Below are 21048 nucleotides of genomic sequence, written 5' to 3' on the forward strand. Positions count from 1 at the left end.
TATGGGTACACATTACGCGCGAGCCGAGGTTTTTATCTTTTGGCATCACTACACCAAAATAGGCAGCCGACGTTTGGCTGCCTGGTATCGCTTGATCTCATTTTATGTGTCGCGCCAGTCTCACTTTATGTGTCGTCCAATGATGTCCAATGGCTTATTCCCAGCTCAGCGCTCCGCCGGTCTGATACTCGGTGACCCGCGTCTCAAAAAAGTTCTTCTCTTTCTTGAGATCCATCATTTCGCTCATCCACGGGAAGGGATTCTGTACGCCCGGATATTGCTGCGGCAAACCGAGCTGCACCAAGCGGCGATTGCCGATATATTGGACGTATTCTCTGAAGACCGGTGCATTCAGGCCGAGCACGCCGCGGGGCATGGTATCGTCGGCATAAGCACATTCCAGTTCTACGCCACGGCGGATCAGGTCGATGATTTCCTGCTGGAAAGCCTCTGTCCAGAGCTGCGGATTTTCCACCTTGATCTGGTTGGCCATATCGATACCGAAATTGCAGTGCATGGATTCATCGCGCAGGATGTACTGATACTGCTCCGCCGCGCCCACCATTTTGTTCTGTCGACCCATCGCCAGAATCTGGCTGAAACCCACATAGAAAAAGGTGCCCTCCATGATTGCCGCAAACACGATCAGCGAGCGTAATAACTTCTGATCATTTTCCAGGGTGCCGGTTTTGAAATGGGGGTCCGCCAGAATGTCGATAAAGGGCATCAGAAACTGATCTTTATCCCGTACCGATGGCACCTCATGGTACATGTTGAATATCTCGCCTTCATCGAGGCCAATGGATTCGACAATGTACTGATAGGCGTGGGTATGAATAGCCTCTTCAAAGGCCTGGCGCAGCATATATTGGCGGCATTCCGGGGCGGTGATGTGACGATACGTGCCCAGTACAATGTTGTTGGCCGCCAGGCTGTCCGCAGTCACAAAAAAGCCCAGATTGCGCTTCACGATGCGCCGCTCATCCTCGGTCAGCCCCTTGGGGTCTTTCCACAGGGCGATGTCCCTGGACATCTGAATCTCCTGCGGCATCCAGTGGTTGGCGCAGGCGGCGAGGTACTTATCCCAGGCCCACTGGTATTTAAAGGGCACCAACTGGTTGACATCGGCGCACCCGTTAATAATGCGTTTATCTTCGGCACGCACCCGCTCAAAACTGGTCATGGCAGTCTCTTCGATACCACTAACATGCTCTGGACGCATCGTTAACGGCCCATCGGGAATAGGTTCTTTGCGAATATTTTCTTCAAAACGTAGCATGATAATTTCCTTTGTTAAACAATTCCCGTATTACTGACAAGCCTCACAAGTCGGATCATCAAGCGCACAGGCTTTGGGTTGACCTGATCCAACAGCATTGAGAGTGCCCGTCTGCACCGTAGATTTTTCCGCTGCCGTGGCGCCCAGTGAGCGCAGGTAGTAGGTGGTTTTCAGGCCGCGTTTCCAGGCCAGCCGGTAGGTTTCGTCAATTTTCTTGCCGGAAGGCTGGCCGAAATAGAGGTTGAGACTCTGGGCCTGATCCAGCCATTTCTGCCGCCGGGCTGCTGCTTCCACCAGCCATGCCGGGTCGGTTTCAAAAGCATTGGCATACAAGGGCTTGATGCTGGCTGGAATGCGGTCTACGGGCATGACCGAACCATCGAAGTATTTCAAATCATTGACCATGACCTCATCCCAGAGTTCCAGGCGTTTCAGGTCGTGGACCAGATAGCTGTTCACCACCGTAAACTCGCCGGACAGGTTGGATTTGACATAGAGGTTCTGGTAAATCGGCTCAATACCCTGGCTGACACCGACAATGTTGGAGATGGTAGCGGTCGGTGCAATAGCCAGGCAATTGCTGTTGCGTATCCCCGCTTTGACCTTGTCACGCAGGGCGGTCCAATTCAGGCGCTGGCTGCGGTCCACGTCTACACCCTGCGTGCGGCTGGCCGCGAGCAGTTCGATGCTGTCGATGGGCAGGATACCCTGACTCCACAAGGACCCCGGGAAGCTCTGATAGCTGCCCCGCTCCCGGGCCAGATCGGCCGACGCATCAATGGCGTGGTAGGAAATGATTTCCTGACTGATATCGGCAAAGGCGAGGGCTGCGGCCGAAGCGTAGGGAATCCGCATCTGCAACAGGGCATCGGAGAAACCCATCAGCCCCAGACCCACTGGCCGGTGCCGCATATTACTATTGCGCGCTTTGGCAACGGCGTAGTAGTTCATGTCGATGACATTATCCAGCATTCGCATGGCTACCCGAATGGTACGTCCTAGCTTCTCTTCGTCCATCAGCGCCAGCAATTCTTCCGGACTGCTGTCCTCGCGTAATGCGCTAGTGTCGGTGCTCGCCGTTGCCCGCAAATGAGATACCAGGTTGACGGATCCCAGGTTACAGACGGCGATTTCCCTGGCATTGGTGTTGAGGGTGATCTCGGTGCAGAGATTGGAGCTATGCACCGCCCCGACATGCTGCTGCGGGCTGCGCAGGTTGCACGGGTCCTTGAAGGTGATCCACGGATGGCCGGTCTCGAAGAGCATGGTCAGCATTTTGCGCCAGAGATGAATGGCGGGCATGCGCTTGAACAATTCGATTTCGCCCGCATCCGCCATGCGTTCATAGTGTTCATAACGCTCCCGGAAGGCTGACCCGGTGAGGTCATGCAAATCTGGCGTTTCGTTGGGGCTGAACAGCGTCCACATCGTGTTGCTCTCCACGCGCTCCATGAAGAGGTCGGGGATCCAGTTGGCGGTATTCATATCGTGGGTGCGGCGGCGGTCGTCACCGGTATTCTTGCGCAGTTCGAGGAATTCCTCGATGTCCATGTGCCAGGTTTCCAGGTAGGCGCAGACCGCGCCTTTGCGTTTGCCGCCCTGATTCACAGCGACCGCTGTGTCGTTGACTACCTTAAGGAAAGGGACGACGCCCTGCGACTTGCCATTAGTGCCTTTGATGAAAGACCCCAGTGCGCGCACCGGCGTCCAGTCGTTCCCCAGGCCGCCACTGAACTTGGAGAGCATGGCGTTTTCTTTGATGGCTTCGTAGATGTCATCCAGATCGTCACCCACGGTGGTCAGGAAGCAACTGGACAACTGCGGGCGCAAGGTTCCGGCATTGAATAAGGTGGGCGTCGAACTGACAAAGTCGAAGCTGGACAGCACTTCATAAAAGGCAATGGCATGGGTTTCGCGGTCGATTTCATCCATCGCCAGACCCATGGCCACCCGCATCCAGAAGGCCTGCGGCAATTCAATGCGACGCTCCCGCACGTGCAAAAAGTAGCGATCATACAGAATTTGCATACCCAGATACTGGAAGTTCAGGTCCCGCTCCGGCCTGAGCGCGGCGGTAATACGCTCCAGATCGTACTGTCCCAGCCGCGGGTCAATCAGCTCATTCTGGATGCCGGTTTGCAGATAGTCGCGGAAATACTCAGGATAGCGTGCAGTCATCTCCGCCTGAGTTGCTGCTTCACCGAGCACTTCCCAGCGCACGCGGTCGAGGAGCAGGCGCGCTGAGGCATAGGCGTAGGCAGGATCACGCTCGATCAGTACCCGGCTGGCAAGAATGGGAGCCTGAAACAGTTCATCCTCGCTGATGCCGTCGTAGAGATTTTTGACGGTATTGCCGAGGATGGCATCTATCGACACGGCGCTGCCCAGGCCACTGCAGGCTTCTTCGATAACGGCGCGCAGTCGTTCCATGTCCAGTGTCCGCTGGCTGCCATTCGGATGGCTGACCTTAATAGCCGGGATCTCGGCTGGGGTTCCCGTCGCTGCCTGCTGGCGGCGCTCCCGCGTGCGCTCCTCGCGATACAGCACATAGGCCCTGGCGACTTCGTGTTCGCCCGCGCGCATGAGCGCCAGTTCCACCTGATCCTGAATGTCTTCAATGTGAAAGGTGCCGCCCCCTGGCTGGCGCCGTTTCAGTGCTTCAATCACCTGTTCTGTCAGACGGCTGACAAGGTCACGGACGCGTGCGCTGGCCGCCCCGCTGCCGCCTTCCACGGCCAGGAAGGCCTTCGTCACAGCGATGTGAATCTTGCTGGCGTCAAAATTGACCACCGCGTTGTTGCGACGAATGACTTTGTAATGACTGGCTTCGGAGGGGTCGTAAGCAGGGTTGCTGACGATGGCTTGGGCGGCAGGGTTGGACATGGGCGACTCCTAAATAATCGGGGCGATAGTGAACGCAAACAGCGAGGCAGCGTAATCTAAGGATACACCGGGGCGGCGTGCAAGGCGGATCGCAGAGCGCCCAAGCACTAAATATAGACCTGTTTCCGTTGGTGTCAACCATATCTTGTGCGTAACATCGTGTGCAAGTTTGGCAAAAGATGTGGATAACCAGGCCAGAAGTATCATTTAACAATGAAAATTTATCTCTTGTCCGGAGGCGGGCGCGAGGGCATCTCTGCCGGTTTATGAATTTGGACTTGTTCTAAACGATTGGTTGGGCGCATACTGATCCTATCCTAATTAATCTGCCAGGAAGGAACGTGATGACTGCCTCAGCCTTGGAAATTGCCCGCGCTACTCTTTTTGCCCCCGGTGGGGTCAGCGAAGGGGAGTTGGAAAAAGTATTTGGCCATCTCTCCCATCGCGCCCTGGACGATGCTGATCTGTATTTTCAGTACAGTCGCAGCGAGGGCTTTAGCCTGGAAGAAGGGGTCGTAAAGTCGGGTAGTCACTCCATTGAACAGGGCGTGGGTGTGCGAGCGGTGAGCGGTGAACGTCAGGGCCTGGCTTATTCTGACGAGATCGCCGTAGATGCCTTGCTGACGGCGGCAGAGGCGGCGCGCGCCATTGTCCATCATCCGGGGCAGACGAAAGGGCTGGTCTGGCAGCGGCGTCAGGGGCTGGCGCTCTATCCGCCTGTCGATCCTCTGGCTTCCATTCCCAATAGCGAGAAAATCGCTCTGCTGGAGCGGGTGGAACGGGCTGCTCGGGCCTGTGATCCGCGTATTGTTCAGGTGATGGCCAGCCTGAGTGCCCGTTTTGAGGTGGTGCTGGTGGCGCGTCTCAACGGTACCATGGCTGCCGACGTGCGCCCCCTGGTACGGCTCAACGTCTCCGTCATTGTCGAGCAGGGCGGGCGGCGCGAGCAGGGCAGTGCTGGTGGTGGTGGTCGTTACGATTATCAGACCTTTCTTCAGGGTGACATGGCCGAAGACTTTGCCCGGGAGGCTGCGCGTCAGGCCTTGGTCAACCTGGAGGCGGAAGCGGCGCCTGCCGGTTGTATGGAAGTGGTCCTCGGACCAGGATGGCCGGGAGTATTGCTGCATGAGGCCATTGGTCATGGTCTGGAGGGTGACTTCAACCGCAAGGGTACCAGCGCCTTCAGTGGCATGGTCGGCCAGCGGGTCGCGGCGCCGGGCGTCACGGTTGTTGATGATGGTACTCTGGATGGTCGCCGCGGTAGTCTCAATGTCGATGATGAAGGGACCCGGACTCAGTGCACTACGCTGATTGAGGATGGTATTCTCAAAGGCTATTTGCAGGATACCCTCAATGCCCGCCTGACTGGAACGCATTCAACGGGCAATGGCCGCCGCGAATCCTACGCGCACCTGCCGATGCCGCGGATGACTAACACCTACATGCGGGCCGGGAATCGCGATCCCCTGGAAATCATCGCCAGTGTCAAACATGGGCTCTATGCCGTCAACTTCGGGGGTGGTCAGGTGGATATCACTAACGGCAAATTCGTTTTTTCCGCTTCTGAAGCGTATCTTATTGAAAATGGGAAGATAACCAAGCCAGTCAAAGGGGCCACCCTGATTGGCAACGGCCCGGATGTGCTCACCAGGGTTGAAATGATTGGCAACGACCTCCAATTAGATACAGGAGTGGGTGTATGTGGCAAGGATGGCCAGAGTGTGCCCGTAGGCGTTGGGCAGCCGACGCTGAAAATCCGTGATCTGACCGTGGGTGGAACACAAGGGTGAAAAACCTGCTCTTGTCAGGTGATCTTGGGAAGGCTAACATCGAACGATATATTGGTCTTATTAATCAGTCTGGTTCTCCCATTCGGGGGGTGTGTGAATGAATAATGTCTTAAAAAATGTGCTGTTGTGGGTGGCGATTGGCGTCATTCTGATGCTGGTGTTTCAGAACCTCAATACGAGCAGTTCGACGCCAGCCCAGGCTATGGACTTTTCGACCTTTGTGACTAGTGTGAAGCAAGGTCAGGTTGCCGATGTCACCATCAATGGTAACCATGTGAATGGTAGCCTTAGCTCCGGGCAGCAGTTCAGTGTTTACACGCCGGCCAACGACACTCAACTCGTTCCCCAACTGCTGGCTGCCGGGGTGAAAATCTCGGTCAAGCCGCCGGAAGGGCAATCACTGTTGCTTTCTATCCTCATCTCGTGGTTCCCGATGCTGTTGCTGATCGGTGTGTGGATTTTCTTCATGCGCCAGATGGGTGGTGGTGGCGCGGGCGGTCGGGGAGCAATGACTTTCGGCCGCAGCAAGGCGCGGATGCTGACGGAAGAAAACAATAAGGTCACCTTCGCCGATGTGGCGGGCATTGAAGAAGCCAAGGATGAGCTTGCAGAGATTGTTGAATTCCTGCGCGATCCGCAGAAGTTCCAGCGCCTTGGCGGACGGATTCCCAAGGGCGTATTGCTCATGGGTTCGCCGGGTTCGGGTAAGACCTTGCTGGCGCGTGCGATTGCGGGCGAAGCACGGGTACCTTTCTTCTCTATCTCCGGCTCCGACTTTGTGGAAATGTTTGTTGGTGTCGGCGCATCGCGGGTTCGCGATATGTTCGAGCAGGCTAAAAAGCATGCCCCTTGCATTATCTTTATTGACGAGATTGATGCGGTGGGTCGTCAGCGCGGTGCGGGCCTGGGTGGCGGTAACGATGAACGCGAGCAGACCCTGAATCAGTTGCTGGTGGAAATGGATGGTTTCGAAGGTACTGAGGGCATCATTGTGGTTGCTGCTACCAATCGTCCGGATGTGCTGGATCCGGCGTTGTTGCGGCCCGGTCGTTTCGACCGGCAGGTCACCGTACCGTTGCCGGATATTCGCGGGCGCGAGCAGATTCTGCAGGTGCATATGCGCAAGGTGCCGATTGCTCCGGACGTGGATCCCAAGGTTATTGCCCGGGGTACCCCTGGTTTCTCCGGTGCGGATCTGGCCAACCTGGTCAATGAAGCAGCACTGATGGCGGCACGCAGGAGCAAGCGTCTGGTAGATATGCACGACTTTGAGGATGCCAAAGACAAGGTCATGATGGGGGCGGAGCGCAAGTCGGTGGTCATGAGCGATAAGCAACGGGAAACCACGGCCTATCACGAGTCTGGCCATGCTGTGGTAGCTAAGCTACTGCCAGGCACGGATCCGGTGCATAAGGTCACCATCATTCCGCGTGGCCGGGCTCTGGGGCTCACTATGCAGTTGCCGACGGAAGATCGTTTCAACTACGAGCGTCAGGAAATTCTCTGTAACATCTCCATTCTCATGGGCGGGCGCATTGCGGAAGAAGTTTTCCTCAATCAGATGACGACGGGCGCGGGTAACGACATTGAGCGTGCCACAGACCTGGCGCGGCGAATGGTGACACAGTGGGGTATGTCTACCATCGGGCCGATGGTCATCGGTGAAAAAGAGGAAGAAGTATTTATTGGTCGGGAAATGACCAAGCATAGTAATATCTCTGAGCAGACGGCGAGAACCGTAGACGGGGAGGTGCGCGATATTATCCAGGAGCGCTACGGCATTGCCCGTAAATTGATTGAAGAAAACCGCGACAAGGTCGAGGCCATGGCCCGAGCCCTGCTGAAGTATGAAACGCTGAACGCGGGGCAGGTGAGTGACATTATGGCAGGTCGTGACCCGCAGCCGCCGGTAGAGGACGCGGGAAATTATCCCTCCGCACCCGGTGGCAATGTCACGACGACGGACAAATCCGGCGGGCAGCCGTTGCCTAGTCTGAATCCGGGAGAACACCCCGTTTGACCCTGACGCTGGATTGCAACGGGCGCCCGCTGGTTCTCGGGCGCCCTTGTGTTATGGGGGTGCTCAATATCACCCCCGATTCTTTTTCCGATGGCGGCACCTATCTGTCTGTGGAGGCTGCTCTTGCCCGCGCCCAACGGATGTGGGAAGAAGGCGCCGATATCATCGATATCGGGGCGGAATCTACCCGTCCCGGGGCGCCGGTAGTGGCGCTTGAGGATGAGTTGCGCCGCCTGCTGCCGGTATTGGAGGCGGTGGCGGCAGCAGTGCCGTTGCCCATTTCCATTGACACTAACAAAGCAGCTGTTATGCGCGCCGCCTGGGCCTTGGGTGCGGGGCTGATGAATGATGTGACGGCGTTACGTGCCGATCCGCTGGCGCTGGCGACTATCGCCGAGTTGGGTGTTCCCGTCTGTCTGATGCACATGCGGGGTACCCCGCAGAATATGCAAACAGAAACGCATTACGGCGATGTGGTGGCAGAGGTGAAGAACTTCCTGTTTGAGCGCATAAAGCATTGCGTCGCAGCAGGCATTCCCCGACAACATCTGCTCATCGATCCCGGCTTTGGTTTCGCCAAGGATCTGGAAGCTAACTGCAGTTTACTGCGTCATCTCGATGCCTTTGCATCCATGGATGTGCCACTGCTCGTTGGCCTTTCCCGCAAGCGCATGATCGGCGAGCTTTCTGGTGTGGGACTGGCTACAGCTCGTGGGGCTGGCAGTATCGCTGCTGCACTGTGGGCAGTAGAGCATGGCGCCCATATTGTGCGCGTCCACGATGTGGCAGAAACGGTGCAGGCGCTGCGAGTCTGGCGCGGAATTGGTTTGCGTTGAAGATATGAAGATTCATCTTTTATAACTACAGGCAGGGCTGCGCCTCAGGCGCTGATAAGCCGTCCATATATGGAGTAAAAGCTGTGGCGAGAAAATGGTTTGGGACCGATGGGGTGCGCGGTCAGGTCGGTGATTCTGTCATTCATCCGGAATGGGTTCTCCGTCTGGGCTGGGCTGCGGGACATGTGCTCACGGCCGACGCGCCGGGTCGGCCCCAGGTGGTTATTGGCAAGGACACCCGTCTGTCCGGATACATGCTGGAGTCTGCTCTGGAGTCCGGGTTGGCCGCAGCGGGCGTCGATGTTCTGCTGGTCGGCCCCTTACCGACACCAGCCATCGCCTATCTGACCCGCACCTTGCGCGCGGATGCCGGTATTGTCATTAGCGCCTCACACAATCCCTATCAGGACAATGGCATCAAATTTTTCTCGGGCGACGGTTATAAGCTGCCGGACGCCCAGGAGGAGGCCATCGAGGCATGGATGGACCGGCCCATGACTCTGTCTGCATCAGAGCGCCTGGGTAAGGCACGGCGGGTAGACGATGCGGTGGGGCGTTACGTAGAGTTTTGCAAAACCACCTTCCCCGCCGACCTCAATCTGCGCAGTATGCACTTGGTTCTGGATTGTGCGCACGGCGCCAATTACAAAGTGGCGCCGATGATTTTTGGGGAACTGGGCGCCACCCTGGAATTGCTGGGAGTGGAGCCCAACGGCATCAATATCAACGATCAGGTGGGCTCCACCCATCCTGAAGCGCTGCGTGCCGCAGTGCTTCGCACCGGCGCCGATATGGGTATTGCCTTTGATGGTGATGGTGATCGTTTGCTCTTGGTGGACGATCAGGGTGAACTGATCGACGGTGATGAAATTCTCTGGTTGCTGGCACGGGATATGTGTCAGTATGGCGAGCTCTCTGGTGTGGTCGGTACGGTCATGACTAATCTCGCTCTGGAACAGGCACTGGCTGGCTGCGGTGTGCCTATGGTGCGGGCGCCCGTGGGTGACCGTTATGTGTTGGAGGCCATGCGTCGCCATGGTTATCCGCTGGGCGGCGAGTCATCGGGGCACATCATTACACCCGCGAATACCACTGGTGATGGTATCCTTGCCGCGCTACGGATATTGGCTATTTTGCGCCGCACTGGTGAGGCGCTGGCAGCGTTGCGCGAAGGCTACCGTCCTTTTCCTCAGGTGCTGAAGAGCGTACGCATAGCGGGTGCGCAAAGTTTGCTCGACCAGCCATTAGCGCGTCAGCTTATTGCTGATGCGGAGGATCGTCTGGGCGGCACCGGACGCTTACTGGTACGGCCATCCGGGACAGAACCCTTATTACGGATCATGGTAGAGGCGGCATCCGCTGATATGGCGGCTGATGTGGCGGCGACGCTGACTACAGGACTAGCAAAGCTGGCGCTTGCCAGCGCGGTCCTGGGACCGCTAAATTGACCATTGGAGGCGGAATCTTTACACTAATCGATACATTAAATAATCATGACCATGCCGTCGGCACCCCCAGGGACGATGCAGTTGTCGTGGGCATTGATCATAAGGAAGGAGTGTCATGCGTCCCACAATGGTAGCAGGAAACTGGAAGATGAACGGCTTGAGCGCGGATGCAGTGCATCTCACCCAAGCCATCCTCCATGCCGAACTGGAACCAATGCGCCCGGAGGTGGTGATTTTCCCGCCTTTTACCCTGCTCCACGCAGTGTCTCAGGAGGCCAAAAGCAGCGCCCTGCGTTGGGGTGGGCAAAACCTCTTCTGGGAGGCCAGCGGTGCCTATACGGGAGAAATATCCGGGGCCATGCTCCGTGATATGGGGTGTCGTTATGTACTGATTGGGCACTCAGAGCGACGGCAAATCTTTGCGGAAAGTGATATGCAGGTCACCCAGAAAGTTAAGGTAGCGCTACTGTCCGGTCTTATCCCAGTGGTTTGTGTGGGCGAAACTGAAGCGGAACGGGCACATGGCGCCACGGAGGCGGTATTATACCGTCAGGTCGAAGCCATCTTGCCGCTGTTGAATCTCGAAGCGAGCCAGCCTAATATGATCATTGCTTATGAACCCATTTGGGCCATTGGCACCGGTCTGAGTGCGAGCCCCGAACAGGCGCAGGCGGTGCATGCTTTCATCCGTGGACTGGTGGCCGCCTATTCGGCGCAACTCGCCAAACGTCTCTTAGTGCTTTACGGCGGGAGTGTTAAAGGTAACAATGCAGCCGCACTTTTTGACCAGGCAGATATTGACGGTGGACTGGTCGGTGGTGCTTCCTTGCAGGCGGGTGAGTTTATCCAAATTTGTCGTGCTGCCGAGTTGGCAGGACGAGGAGGCTGAATTGATGTACACGGTGTTGCTGATATTCCAGGTCGTTATTTGTACCGTCCTGGTGGGGCTTATTCTGATTCAGAAGGGGCAGGGTGCGGATATTGGTGCGGTCTTTGGCGGCGGTGGTTCGCAGACTGTTTTCGGTGCGCGTGGTGCGGGTAATTTCCTGAGCCACACCACTGCCGTGATTGGCGCCGTGTTTTTTTTAAACAGTCTCGGACTGGCCTATCTTTCCGATCATTCCAGCAGCAATGTGCTTTCTGGTATCGTCTTGCCTAGCACCATGCCAATGACGACAGCTGTACCAGTCTCTGCTGCTCCGACGCAGTCGGTAGCAACGACAGCGGGTTTGGCAGCTGCTGCGGTCTCTTCTGCTTCTGCGGGAAAACCCCTCGCCACGCCTTGACGTCGTTAGCGTGTCATGAGAGAGTTCCAAGCGTTAAGCCGAAGTGGTGAAATTGGTAGACACACCGTCTTGAGGGGGCGGCGGCGCAAGCTATACCGGTTCGAGTCCGGTCTTCGGCACCAAATTGCAGCCCGCAGGGCTGTTTTTTTGTCCCTGGATTTCACCAGAGACTGACTTTATATATAAAAAATAATTTATAGGTGGTTTTGGAGGAGGTTTTCCGAGGCCAGTATTGGGGTGGAGGGGTTGGGGATGTTGAACCACTATTTGCCAGTGCTCATATTTCTGTTGGTTGCATTGGTGGTTGGCGTGGTCCCGCTGCTGATGGGGGCTTCGCTGGGACCAAGTAAGCCGGATAGTGAAAAGCTTTCACCCTATGAATGTGGGTTCGAGGCTTTTGAGGATGCACGCGTGAAATTTGACGTGCGCTACTATCTCGTGGCCATCCTCTTCATTCTTTTTGATTTGGAGATTGCCTTCCTCTTTCCCTGGGCGGTGGTTTTCGATCAAATCGGCATGATGGGCTTTCTCGCTATGATGATCTTCCTCGCCATCCTCGTCGTCGGCTTCATTTATGAGTGGAAGAAAGGGGCGCTGGAATGGGAATAGAAGGTATCCTCGAGAAAGGCTTCGTCACGACGAGTATTGATACGGTAGTGAACTGGAGCCGTACCGGTTCTCTCTGGCCCATGACCTTCGGTCTCGCCTGTTGTGCGGTGGAAATGATGCACGCTGGTGCTGCGCGCTATGACCTAGATCGCTTCGGTATTGTGTTTCGTCCCAGTCCGCGCCAGTCCGACGTGATGATTGTGGCGGGGACGCTGGTTAACAAAATGGCGCCGGCCTTGCGTAAGGTCTATGACCAGATGCCGGAACCCCGCTGGGTGATATCCATGGGTTCCTGTGCTAATGGTGGCGGCTATTATCACTATTCCTATAGCATTGTGCGCGGTTGTGACCGTATCGTGCCCGTGGATATCTACGTGCCGGGTTGCCCGCCCACCGCTGAGGCTTTGCTCTTTGGCTTGATACAGCTGCAGAAAAAAATCCGTCGCACCAATACCATTGCCAGGTGAACCATGACTGACGCACTCGAAAATTTGCGCCGGAATCTGGGCGCGGAACTAGGGGAAACCCTGCGTAATGCGCGTCTGGACCGCGGCGAACTGACCGTGGAGTTGTCTCGTGAAGGTTTTCTGCCGGCCTGTCGCTGGCTCCGGGATGACGTGAATTGCGCCTTTGATCTGTTAGTGGACATCTGTGGTGTGGACTATGTCGACTACGGCGATGGGCTTTGGGAAGGTCCCCGCTTCGCTGTGGTCTATCATTTGCTCTCCCTGAAACATCGCCAGCGTTTGCGAGTACGTATTTTTGCGGATGACGATCTGCCCATGGTGCCCTCGGTGGTGGATATCTGGGCGGCGGCCAACTGGTTTGAGCGTGAGGCCTTTGACCTTTACGGAATTCTCTTTGAGGGCCACCCCGATTTGCGGCGGATCCTTACGGATTATGGCTTTGTGGGCTACCCCTTCCGTAAGGATTTTCCTTTGGTGGGTATGGTAGAAATGCGCTACGACGCAGATCAGGGACGGGTGGTCTACGAGCCGACACGGACTGAGGAGCGCGTGGTGGTGCCGCGTATCCTCCGCGAGGAAGGGGAGGGTCACTACAATGCCCGAAATCAATAATTTCACTATGAATTTCGGGCCGCAGCATCCTTCTGCCCATGGTGTGTTGCGCTTGGTACTGGAACTGGATGGGGAGGTGATCGAGCGCGCCGATCCCCATATCGGCTTGTTGCATCGTGCCACTGAAAAGCTGGCGGAGAACAAGACCTATTTGCAGAACCTGCCTTACATGGATCGTCTCGATTATGTATCCATGATGTGCAACGAGCATGCCTACTGCCTGGCGGTGGAAAAACTGCTCGGCGTCGCTGTGCCCGCCCGGGCGCAGTATATCCGTACCCTGTTCGATGAGATCACCCGGGTGCTTAATCATCTGCTCTGGCTGGGGGCTTACGCGCTGGATGTCGGGGCCATGAGTGTTTTCCTCTACTGCTTCCGCGAACGGGAAGATCTTATGGATGTCTATGAGGCGGTCTCCGGGGCGCGCATGCATGCCGCCTATTATCGCCCGGGCGGTGTCTACCGTGATTTGCCAATACAGATGCCCTTGTATCAGCCATCTCCTTACCGGAATGCCAAGCGCCTGGAAGAACTCAATGGTAACCGGCAGGGCAGCATGCTGGACTTCATTGAAGACTTCACCCGCCGTTTTCCCACTTATGTGGATGAGTATGAGACCCTGCTGACCGACAATCGTATCTGGAAGCAGCGTACCGTGGGCATCGGTGTAGTGGGTCCAGAGCGCGCGATTCAACTGGGCTTCACCGGACCCATGCTGCGCGCTTCCGGGGTGGCCTGGGATCTGCGGCGCACGCAACCTTACGCCGCTTATGCCGATCTGGATTTTGACATTCCGGTAGGCAAAACCGGAGATTGTTATGATCGCTATCTGGTCCGGGTGGCGGAGATGCGGCAGAGTAACCAGATTATTGCCCAGTGTGTGGACTGGCTACGCAAAAACCCCGGTCCGGTGATTACCGACGATTTCAAGGTGGCCGCACCGCCCCGCGAAGAGATGAAAACCAGCATGGAAGCGCTGATCCATCATTTCAAGCTCTTTTCTGAGGGGATGACGGTTCCTGCAGGTGAAGTCTATACCGCGGTCGAGGCGCCCAAGGGCGAGTTCGGCATCTATATGATTTCCGATGGCGCCAACAAACCCTATCGGATGAAAATCCGGGCACCAGGATTTTCGCATCTTGCCGCCATGGACGAAATGGCGCGCGGACACATGATTGCAGATGTGGTGGCTATTTTATCCACCATGGACATTGTTTTTGGCGAGATCGACAGGTAAGCGATGTTATCGGAAAAATCTCTGGCAGCAATTACCCATGAGCGGACTAAATATCCAGCGGAGCAGGCGCGTTCGGCGCTGTTGGCGGCGCTGCGCATTGCTCAGGAGGAGCAGGGCTATCTGAGCGAAGCGCTGATGGCGTATGTCGCCGATCTGCTGGGCCTCCCGGCGATTCATGCCTATGAAGTGGCGACATTTTATACGATGTACGACCTTCGGCCCGTGGGTCGGCACAAGCTTTGCGTCTGTGGCAGCGTCTCTTGTTTCCTCAATGGTTCTGACGCGGTGATTAAACACTTGAGCGAACGTTTGGGTATAGGTCTTGGAGAAACAACAGCGGATGGTCTGTTTACCCTGCAGGAGGTGGAATGTTTGGGTGCCTGTAAAGATGCACCGATGATGCAGGTCGGGGATCGCTATTACGAGAATCTGACTCCGGAAAGTCTGGATGTCTTGCTGGCAAAATTACGTGGGGGGTCTGACGATGTTCGTTAACGGCATTACTCTGCAGAATCGTGGTGTGCCCGACTCCCACCGACTTTCCGTGTACGCCGGGACAGGGGGATATGCTGCTCTGCGCAAGGTGCTGCTGGACCCCATGGCGCCGGATCAGATCATCAGCGAGATAAAAAAATCCGCCTTGCGCGGCCGGGGTGGTGCCGGTTTTCCCACCGGACTGAAGTGGAGTTTTATGCCTAAGGGCGTGACCGGTACCAAGTACTTGCTCTGCAATGCCGATGAGGGCGAACCAGGTACCTGCAAGGATCGGGATATCATGCGCTATGAACCCCATCGTCTGATCGAGGGCATGATTATCGGTGCCTATGCCATGGGGGCCAGTGCCGGATATATTTTCATCCGCGGCGAATTTGTAGAACCGATCCACATTGTGGAGGCAGCGCTGGAAGAGGCTTACGCGAAGGGTTATCTCGGACAGAACATTCTCGGCACCGATTTCTCCTTTGATCTGTATGTGTATCGCGGGGCGGGTGCCTACATCTGCGGTGAGGAAACGGCACTGATGGAGGCGTTGGAGGGGAAGAAGGGGCAACCGCGCTTCAAGCCCCCTTTCCCAGCCAGTTACGGCTTATACGGACGCCCTACTACTATTAATAACGTGGAAACCTTTGCTTCAGTCCCGGACATCATTAGCAAGGGTGGTGACTGGTTTCTGAACCTGGGCAAGCCCAATAACGGTGGCACCAAAATTTTCTCGGTGACAGGTCATGTGCAGAAGCCGGGTAATTATGAAGTATCCATGGGCCTGCCCTTTAAGGATTTGCTGGAGATGGCCGGCGGGTTGCGGCCGGGCCGTCAGTTGAAGGCGGTTATTCCCGGAGGAACCAGCACGGCCATGGTGGCGGGAGCCGCCATGATGGAGGTGACCATGGACTATGATTCCATCTCCAAAGCCGGTTCGGCGCTGGGCGCCGGTTCGGTGATCATCATGGATGACAGTGTCTGTATCGTCAAAACGGTGGAGCGTATTTCCCGCTTTTACATGCACGAATCGTGCGGTCAGTGTACGCCCTGCCGGGAAGGCATGGGTTGGCTGTGGCGGGTGATGCATCGCCTCGAAAATGGTCAGGGCCGCGAAGAAGACCTGCAACTGCTGCTGGATGTGGGCTCACGCATCGAGGGCCGCACCATCTGCGCTCTGGCCGATGGCGGTGTCGCTCCGGTGGTGAGCTCCATCCGCCTATTTCGTGAAGAATATGAATATCACATCCAGCATAAGCGTTGCCTGATCAGCATGGGAGCTGCCTGATGCCACATATTGAAATCGACGGGCAAGCCATTGAGGTGGTAGCGGGGACGACCATTATGGAAGCCGCCGAGTCCTTGGGGATTTATATTCCATTTTTCTGCTATCACCCGAAATTGTCGGTCGCGGCCAATTGCCGCATGTGTCTGGTGGATGTAGAAAAAGCCCCCAAGCCCTTGCCTGCCTGTGCAACACCCGTTGCCGACGGCATGAAGGTTGCCACCGCTTCGAGCAAGGCGAAGCTGGCACAGCAGGGCGTACTGGAGTTTCTGCTTATCAACCATCCTCTGGACTGTCCGATCTGTGATCAGGGCGGCGAATGCCCCTTGCAGGACATCACTATGGGTTTCGCCAATCCGCACAGCCACTACACGGAAGAGAAGCGGGTCGTGGAGGACAAGGACATCGGTCCTCTCATCGCGACGGAAATGACCCGTTGCATCCAGTGTACCCGCTGCGTACGCTTCGGCCAGGAGATTGGCGGTATCATGGAACTGGGAGCAACCGGACGTGGCGAGGACATGGCTATCGGTACCTATGTCGCCAAGGCTGTGCAGTCGGAATTGTCCGGCAACATGATTGACCTTTGCCCGGTGGGGGCACTGACCAGCAAGCCTTTCCGCTACAAGGCGCGTTCCTGGGAGCTGAAGCATACGCCAGGACTCTGTCCGCATTGTTCGACGGGTTGTAACACCGATATGCAGAGTCTGGGCCGTGAGGTGCTGCGAGTGCTACCGCGCGCCAACCAAGCGGTGAATGAAGACTGGATTTGCGACAAGGGACGTTATGCCTATACCGCTCTGCAAGCTGAAGATCGTGTGACGCAGCCCCTGCTCCGTGTTGACGGGGTGTGGCGTGAGGCTTCCTGGGCGGAAGCGCTGGATGCCACTTTGTCAGGACTGGAGCAGGTGCTTATCCGGCATGGTGCAGAACGCTTGGCCGGATTGATATCTGCACAGTCCAGCAACGAGGAGCTTTTCCTTTTTCAGGCATTGCTGCGCGGTCTGGGCAGTCCGCATGTCGACCATCGTCTGCGGCAGCAGGATTTTCGTGCGGATGCCGCGATGCCGATCTATCCGGCTCTGAACATGGCGCTGGAAGATCTGGAGCGCGAACCTGTCGTGCTGCTTTGCCACGCCTTCCCGCGGCAACAACAGCCGCTCACCAACCATCGACTGCGCAAGTCCGTATTGCAAGGGGGCACCGTCATTGCCCTGGACAGTCAGCGCCAGGATTTCAATTATCCCGTAATCCAGTTGGTGGCGGATGCCGGTGCGGATCTGGCGCTCTATGAAGCGCTGTGCAGCCAGTTGTCTGGTGCCGTGGAGAAGACCGCTACAGTGGCCTTGGCGAATGTGGCAAGTACCTTGCTGGCGGCAGATAACCCATTGATCCTCATCGGTAGTGCTTTGCTGCATCACCCGCAGGCGGCGGCGATGATTGTACAGATTGAAACGCTTGCCGAGTTGGCTGGTGGGCGGGTTGGCTGGCTGGCGCAGGAGGCCAATAGCGCTGGAGCCTGGTTGAGTGGCTGTGTGCCGCATCGTTTGCCAGGGGGGCATATGGCGCCCGCAATGGGGCTGCCCACCGATGCTCTTTGGGATGCGGGAATGCGGGGCTTCATACTTCTTGGTACAGAGCCGGGTGTGGATGCGATGCGCGGCACAGCGGCGCTGGCGGCTTTGCAAAAAGCAGAGTTTGTGCTGAGCATCGCGCATTTCGCCAGCGAAGCACAGCGGTATGCTGACGTGATTCTGCCCATGGCGGCTTTTGCCGAGGGTGCCGGATCGTTCATTAACAATGAAGGGCGCCTGCAATCCTTTCGGGCAGCGGTAAAGACGCCGGGCGAGGCGCGTCCCGCCTGGAAGATACTGCGCGTACTCGGTGACGGTCTTAAACTGCCCCGGTTCCAGTTTAATGAACTGAGTGAAGTCACTGCCGCCTGGCAGCACGAGATCGGTGAGTATGCGCTAGATGTGCCGCCTTTCCATGCCTTTCCCACTTTGGAGCAGGACCCGGTGCCGATGTCTGCCGATGGTTTATGCCGTCTGGGCGACTGGTCTATCTATCAGGGCGATCCACTGGTACGCCGTGCCGCACCCCTCGCCCAGCCCGCCGTGGCGAAAATGCATCCAGATCAGGCCAAGGTGCTGGCCCTGCGCGGGGACTCGGTCGAAATCAGTAGCCATAGCGGTAAAGTCTTCCTGCCTCTGGTGCTGGATGTGCGGATTCCGATGGGTACTGTCTGGGTGCCTATGGGGTATAGCGAAACCGCAGCATTAGGCGCCACTTATGCGCCCTGCACGGTGACCATGGCCATACCGCCTGCCGCCGCGGCTAGTGTTTAGGAGGCGGGGTCATGCATGATTTTCAGAATACGGCGTGGTGGGCGATTCTTTGGTCGTTGATCAAGATCGTTATCGTCGTAGTGCCGCTACTGTTGGGTGTGGCCTATCTGACCTTGGCCGAGCGTAAGGTGATCGGTTATATGCAGGTGCGTCTGGGTCCCAACCGGGTGGGCTTCAAGGGTTCGCTGCAGCCGATTGCGGATGCGATCAAACTGATGTTCAAGGAAGTGATTATTCCTACCAATGCCAATCGTTTTCTGTTTTTGGCCGCGCCGGTGCTGGCTTTTGTGCCAGCGCTGCTGGTCTGGGCGGCTATTCCTTTCGGTCCAGGTGTGGCTATCTCTAATATGAATGGTGGCCTGCTTTATGTGCTGGCTATTGCCGGTCTGGGGGTGTACGGCATCATCGTCGCCGGCTGGGCGTCCAATTCCAAATACGCGTTTCTGGGGGCCATGCGGGCGGCGGCCCAGTTGGTGGCTTATGAAATCGCCATGGGTTTTGCCCTGGTGGGGGTGCTGATGCTGGCGCAGACTCTGAACCTGAGCAAAATCGTTGAAGCACAGGCGGGCGGCGGTTTCTGGTCCTGGTACTGGCTGCCATTATTTCCGTTCTTTCTGGTGTACTTTATTTCCGGCATAGCGGAAACCAACCGCGCGCCTTTTGACGTGGCGGAAGGCGAATCAGAAATTGTGGCGGGCTTCCATGTGGAATATTCCGGGATGGCCTTCGCACTGTTCTTTCTGGCCGAATATGCCAATATGATTTTCGTTTCCCTGCTGACGACGGTGCTCTTTCTCGGTGGCTGGTATGCGCCGATCAATACACCAATGCTCACCTGGATACCCGGAATAGTCTGGTTGTTGCTGAAAACGGCTTTCCTGCTGTATGTGTTTTTATGGATTCGCGCCACTTTTCCCCGTTATCGTTATGATCAGATCATGCGTTTGGGCTGGAAAGTATTCATCCCGGTAACCATCGCCTGGATTGTCATTGTCGGCGTTGCCCTGGAAACGCCCTTGCGTGTCATTCTGCGCTGAGGAGAACACTATGCAATTTCGCCCCAAGCAATGGTTTAACACCTTCTTCCTGACCGAAATGTTGCGTGGTATGCAGCTCACTGGCCGGTATTTCTTTGCCCGGAAAATCACCGTGCAATACCCCGAAGAGCAGACACCGCAGTCCCCGCGTTTTCGGGGCCTGCATGCCTTGCGCCGCTATGAGAACGGCGAGGAGCGCTGCATCGCCTGCAAACTCTGTGAGGCCGTGTGTCCCGCTCTGGCCATTACCATCGAAAGCGCAGCGCGCAGCGATGGAACACGGCGAACGACCCGCTATGATATTGACCTCAGCAAGTGCATTTTTTGCGGACTTTGTGAAGAATCCTGTCCGGTGGATTCCATTGTCGAAAGCCGGGTGCTGTCTTACCACGGCGAAATTCGCAGCGACCTGATTTATACCAAAGACATGTTGCTGGCCAATGGCGATCGTCTGGAAGCGGAGCTGGCTGCTGATCGCGACGCTGATCGTGCTTATCGCTGACGGAGAACAGATACCATGCTGCCCGTAACCACCATTCTGTTCTATGTTTTTTCTGCCATACTGCTGGGGTCCGCAGCCCTTGTGGTAACGGCGCGTAATCCAGTGTACGCGACACTGTATCTGGTGCTGGCATTTTTTAATGCAGCAGCCCTATTCATTTTGCTGGGGGCGGAATTTCTGGGGCTGATCCTGATCCTGGTCTATGTGGGTGCGGTGATGGTGCTTTTCCTTTTTGTGGTGATGATGCTGGATATCAACCTGGCGCGCCTCAAGGAAGGCTTTCTCAGCTATCTGCCATTAGGTCTGGCTATTGCTATTCTCGGTGTACTGGAACTGGCAGCTGTTTTCTGGATTTCTCCGCTAGGTCATGTTCCCGCACCCGCAGCCATACCGGCTGACGCCGATAACACGCGGGCACTGGGAGTGCTTCTTTATACTCAATATCTGTACCCATTTGAAATAGCCGCAGTTATTCTATTGGTGGCGATTATTGCCGCCATCGCTCTGACTTTGCGGCGCCGGGCCGGTACCAAAACCCAGAATGTTGGTGCACAGATGGCCGTGCGCGCCAAAGATCGGATGCATCTGGTGGATTTGCGGGAGCCAAAATCATGAGTGCTGGACAACCGACCCTGGCAGCCTACCTCATCCTCGGCGCTATACTGTTTTCTATCGGTGTGGTCGGTATTTTTCTCAATCGCAAGAATGTCATCATTCTGCTCATGGCTATTGAATTATTGCTGCTGGCGGTGAATATCAATTTGGTCGCATTTTCCCGTTATCTCGGCAATCTCGACGGACAGATCTTTGTGTTTTTTATTCTCACCGTGGCGGCTGCCGAAGCGGCTATTGGTCTGGCGATACTGGTGGTTTATTTCCGTAATCGCCATAGCATCAACGTGGATGATATCGACGAGTTGAGGGGTTGA

At 56.3% G+C, this 21048-nt stretch carries 19 protein-coding genes and 1 tRNA gene; 18 read left to right on the forward strand and 2 right to left on the reverse strand.

The genetic code is table 11. The features are described 5' to 3' along the window. Positions 1-154: 154 nt before the first annotated feature. Both H2515_RS03610 and H2515_RS03615 read right to left on the reverse strand, forming a co-directional pair. Positions 155-1222, reverse strand: a complete 1068-nt coding sequence (locus tag H2515_RS03610; RefSeq protein ID WP_049786905.1) for a ribonucleotide-diphosphate reductase subunit beta — start codon at positions 1220-1222, stop codon at positions 155-157. Between the two features lie 87 nt (positions 1223-1309). Further along, the gene (locus tag H2515_RS03615) at positions 1310-4162 is read right to left on the reverse strand and encodes a ribonucleoside-diphosphate reductase subunit alpha (protein WP_198660929.1); all 2853 of its coding nucleotides are present in this window, start codon (positions 4160-4162) and stop codon (positions 1310-1312) included. 344 nt (positions 4163-4506) lie between these two features. Between H2515_RS03615 and tldD the strand changes: the two genes are divergently transcribed. The 18 genes from tldD (at position 4507) to nuoK (ending at position 21048) form a co-directional block, all read left to right on the forward strand. Beyond that, positions 4507-5952 (forward strand): metalloprotease TldD, encoded by a 1446-nt coding sequence (gene tldD / locus H2515_RS03620; protein WP_198661401.1) that lies wholly within the window; start codon positions 4507-4509, stop codon positions 5950-5952. A gap of 97 nt (positions 5953-6049) precedes the next feature. Next, complete coding sequence (gene ftsH / locus H2515_RS03625; RefSeq protein WP_035191373.1) at positions 6050-7972, forward strand: ATP-dependent zinc metalloprotease FtsH; 1923 nt, start codon at positions 6050-6052, stop codon at positions 7970-7972. Beyond that, positions 7969-8808, forward strand: coding sequence for a dihydropteroate synthase (folP, locus tag H2515_RS03630; protein ID WP_035191374.1), 840 nt, complete (start codon positions 7969-7971; stop codon positions 8806-8808). The genes ftsH and folP overlap by 4 nt, the downstream gene beginning before the upstream one ends. Before the next feature lie 83 nt (positions 8809-8891). Beyond that, positions 8892-10256: a phosphoglucosamine mutase gene (gene glmM / locus H2515_RS03635; RefSeq protein ID WP_065413059.1), complete on the forward strand. Its 1365-nt coding sequence runs from the start codon at positions 8892-8894 to the stop codon at positions 10254-10256. Positions 10257-10371: 115 nt separating this feature from the next. Then, positions 10372-11145 carry a triose-phosphate isomerase gene (gene tpiA, locus H2515_RS03640; protein ID WP_065413060.1) on the forward strand — a complete coding sequence of 258 codons (774 nt, stop codon included), beginning with the start codon at positions 10372-10374 and terminating at the stop codon, positions 11143-11145. A gap of 4 nt (positions 11146-11149) precedes the next feature. Further along, positions 11150-11542 carry a preprotein translocase subunit SecG gene (secG, locus tag H2515_RS03645; RefSeq protein ID WP_065413061.1) on the forward strand — a complete coding sequence of 131 codons (393 nt, stop codon included), beginning with the start codon at positions 11150-11152 and terminating at the stop codon, positions 11540-11542. 37 nt (positions 11543-11579) lie between these two features. After that, positions 11580-11664: transfer RNA gene (locus H2515_RS03650), tRNA-Leu, on the forward strand. 130 nt (positions 11665-11794) lie between these two features. After that, entirely contained in the window at positions 11795-12151 is a 357-nt protein-coding gene (locus H2515_RS03655; RefSeq protein WP_014029891.1) for an NADH-quinone oxidoreductase subunit A, read from the forward strand. Beyond that, a complete protein-coding gene (locus tag H2515_RS03660; protein ID WP_014029890.1) occupies positions 12142-12618 on the forward strand; it encodes a NuoB/complex I 20 kDa subunit family protein in 477 nt (158 codons plus the stop codon). The genes H2515_RS03655 and H2515_RS03660 overlap by 10 nt, the downstream gene beginning before the upstream one ends. Positions 12619-12621: 3 nt before the next feature. After that, positions 12622-13230: an NADH-quinone oxidoreductase subunit C gene (locus H2515_RS03665; protein WP_035191378.1), complete on the forward strand. Its 609-nt coding sequence runs from the start codon at positions 12622-12624 to the stop codon at positions 13228-13230. After that, on the forward strand, positions 13214-14467 hold the full coding sequence (locus H2515_RS03670; protein WP_198660930.1) for an NADH-quinone oxidoreductase subunit D: 1254 nt from the start codon (positions 13214-13216) through the stop codon (positions 14465-14467). The genes H2515_RS03665 and H2515_RS03670 overlap by 17 nt, the downstream gene beginning before the upstream one ends. Positions 14468-14470: 3 nt before the next feature. Further along, positions 14471-14962 (forward strand): NADH-quinone oxidoreductase subunit NuoE, encoded by a 492-nt coding sequence (gene nuoE / locus H2515_RS03675; protein ID WP_065413062.1) that lies wholly within the window; start codon positions 14471-14473, stop codon positions 14960-14962. After that, positions 14916-16235, forward strand: coding sequence for an NADH-quinone oxidoreductase subunit NuoF (nuoF, locus tag H2515_RS03680; RefSeq protein WP_232821537.1), 1320 nt, complete (start codon positions 14916-14918; stop codon positions 16233-16235). Before nuoE ends, nuoF begins: the two co-directional genes overlap by 47 nt. After that, positions 16235-18580, forward strand: a complete 2346-nt coding sequence (nuoG, locus tag H2515_RS03685) for an NADH-quinone oxidoreductase subunit NuoG (protein WP_198660931.1) — start codon at positions 16235-16237, stop codon at positions 18578-18580. The genes nuoF and nuoG overlap by 1 nt, the downstream gene beginning before the upstream one ends. 11 nt (positions 18581-18591) lie before the next feature. After that, positions 18592-19617 (forward strand): NADH-quinone oxidoreductase subunit NuoH, encoded by a 1026-nt coding sequence (nuoH, locus tag H2515_RS03690; protein ID WP_035191385.1) that lies wholly within the window; start codon positions 18592-18594, stop codon positions 19615-19617. 10 nt (positions 19618-19627) lie between these two features. Beyond that, positions 19628-20119, forward strand: a complete 492-nt coding sequence (gene nuoI, locus H2515_RS03695; RefSeq protein ID WP_014029883.1) for an NADH-quinone oxidoreductase subunit NuoI — start codon at positions 19628-19630, stop codon at positions 20117-20119. A gap of 15 nt (positions 20120-20134) precedes the next feature. Next, positions 20135-20734 (forward strand): NADH-quinone oxidoreductase subunit J, encoded by a 600-nt coding sequence (locus H2515_RS03700; RefSeq protein WP_035191386.1) that lies wholly within the window; start codon positions 20135-20137, stop codon positions 20732-20734. Then, entirely contained in the window at positions 20731-21048 is a 318-nt protein-coding gene (gene nuoK, locus H2515_RS03705) for an NADH-quinone oxidoreductase subunit NuoK (protein ID WP_014029881.1), read from the forward strand. The genes H2515_RS03700 and nuoK overlap by 4 nt, the downstream gene beginning before the upstream one ends.

The sequence above is a fragment of the Acidithiobacillus ferrivorans genome (assembly GCF_016250455.1).
Taxonomy (GTDB): Bacteria; Pseudomonadota; Gammaproteobacteria; order Acidithiobacillales; family Acidithiobacillaceae; genus Acidithiobacillus; species Acidithiobacillus ferrivorans.

Excerpts from the sequence above, each read along its gene's own strand:
- H2515_RS03610 (WP_049786905.1), bottom strand. The coding sequence starts at position 1,222 with ATGCGTCCAGAGCATGTTAGTGGTATCGAAGAGACTGCCATGACCAGT.
- H2515_RS03615 (WP_198660929.1), bottom strand. The coding sequence starts at position 4,162 with ATGTCCAACCCTGCCGCCCAAGCCATCGTCAGCAACCCTGCTTACGAC.
- tldD (WP_198661401.1), top strand. The coding sequence starts at position 4,507 with ATGACTGCCTCAGCCTTGGAAATTGCCCGCGCTACTCTTTTTGCCCCC.
- ftsH (WP_035191373.1), top strand. The coding sequence starts at position 6,050 with ATGAATAATGTCTTAAAAAATGTGCTGTTGTGGGTGGCGATTGGCGTC.
- tpiA (WP_065413060.1), top strand. The coding sequence starts at position 10,372 with ATGCGTCCCACAATGGTAGCAGGAAACTGGAAGATGAACGGCTTGAGC.
- secG (WP_065413061.1), top strand. The coding sequence starts at position 11,150 with ATGTACACGGTGTTGCTGATATTCCAGGTCGTTATTTGTACCGTCCTG.
- H2515_RS03655 (WP_014029891.1), top strand. The coding sequence starts at position 11,795 with ATGTTGAACCACTATTTGCCAGTGCTCATATTTCTGTTGGTTGCATTG.
- H2515_RS03660 (WP_014029890.1), top strand. The coding sequence starts at position 12,142 with ATGGGAATAGAAGGTATCCTCGAGAAAGGCTTCGTCACGACGAGTATT.
- H2515_RS03665 (WP_035191378.1), top strand. The coding sequence starts at position 12,622 with ATGACTGACGCACTCGAAAATTTGCGCCGGAATCTGGGCGCGGAACTA.
- H2515_RS03670 (WP_198660930.1), top strand. The coding sequence starts at position 13,214 with ATGCCCGAAATCAATAATTTCACTATGAATTTCGGGCCGCAGCATCCT.
- nuoE (WP_065413062.1), top strand. The coding sequence starts at position 14,471 with ATGTTATCGGAAAAATCTCTGGCAGCAATTACCCATGAGCGGACTAAA.
- nuoF (WP_232821537.1), top strand. The coding sequence starts at position 14,916 with ATGTCTTGCTGGCAAAATTACGTGGGGGGTCTGACGATGTTCGTTAAC.
- nuoG (WP_198660931.1), top strand. The coding sequence starts at position 16,235 with ATGCCACATATTGAAATCGACGGGCAAGCCATTGAGGTGGTAGCGGGG.
- nuoH (WP_035191385.1), top strand. The coding sequence starts at position 18,592 with ATGCATGATTTTCAGAATACGGCGTGGTGGGCGATTCTTTGGTCGTTG.
- nuoI (WP_014029883.1), top strand. The coding sequence starts at position 19,628 with ATGCAATTTCGCCCCAAGCAATGGTTTAACACCTTCTTCCTGACCGAA.
- H2515_RS03700 (WP_035191386.1), top strand. The coding sequence starts at position 20,135 with ATGCTGCCCGTAACCACCATTCTGTTCTATGTTTTTTCTGCCATACTG.
- nuoK (WP_014029881.1), top strand. The coding sequence starts at position 20,731 with ATGAGTGCTGGACAACCGACCCTGGCAGCCTACCTCATCCTCGGCGCT.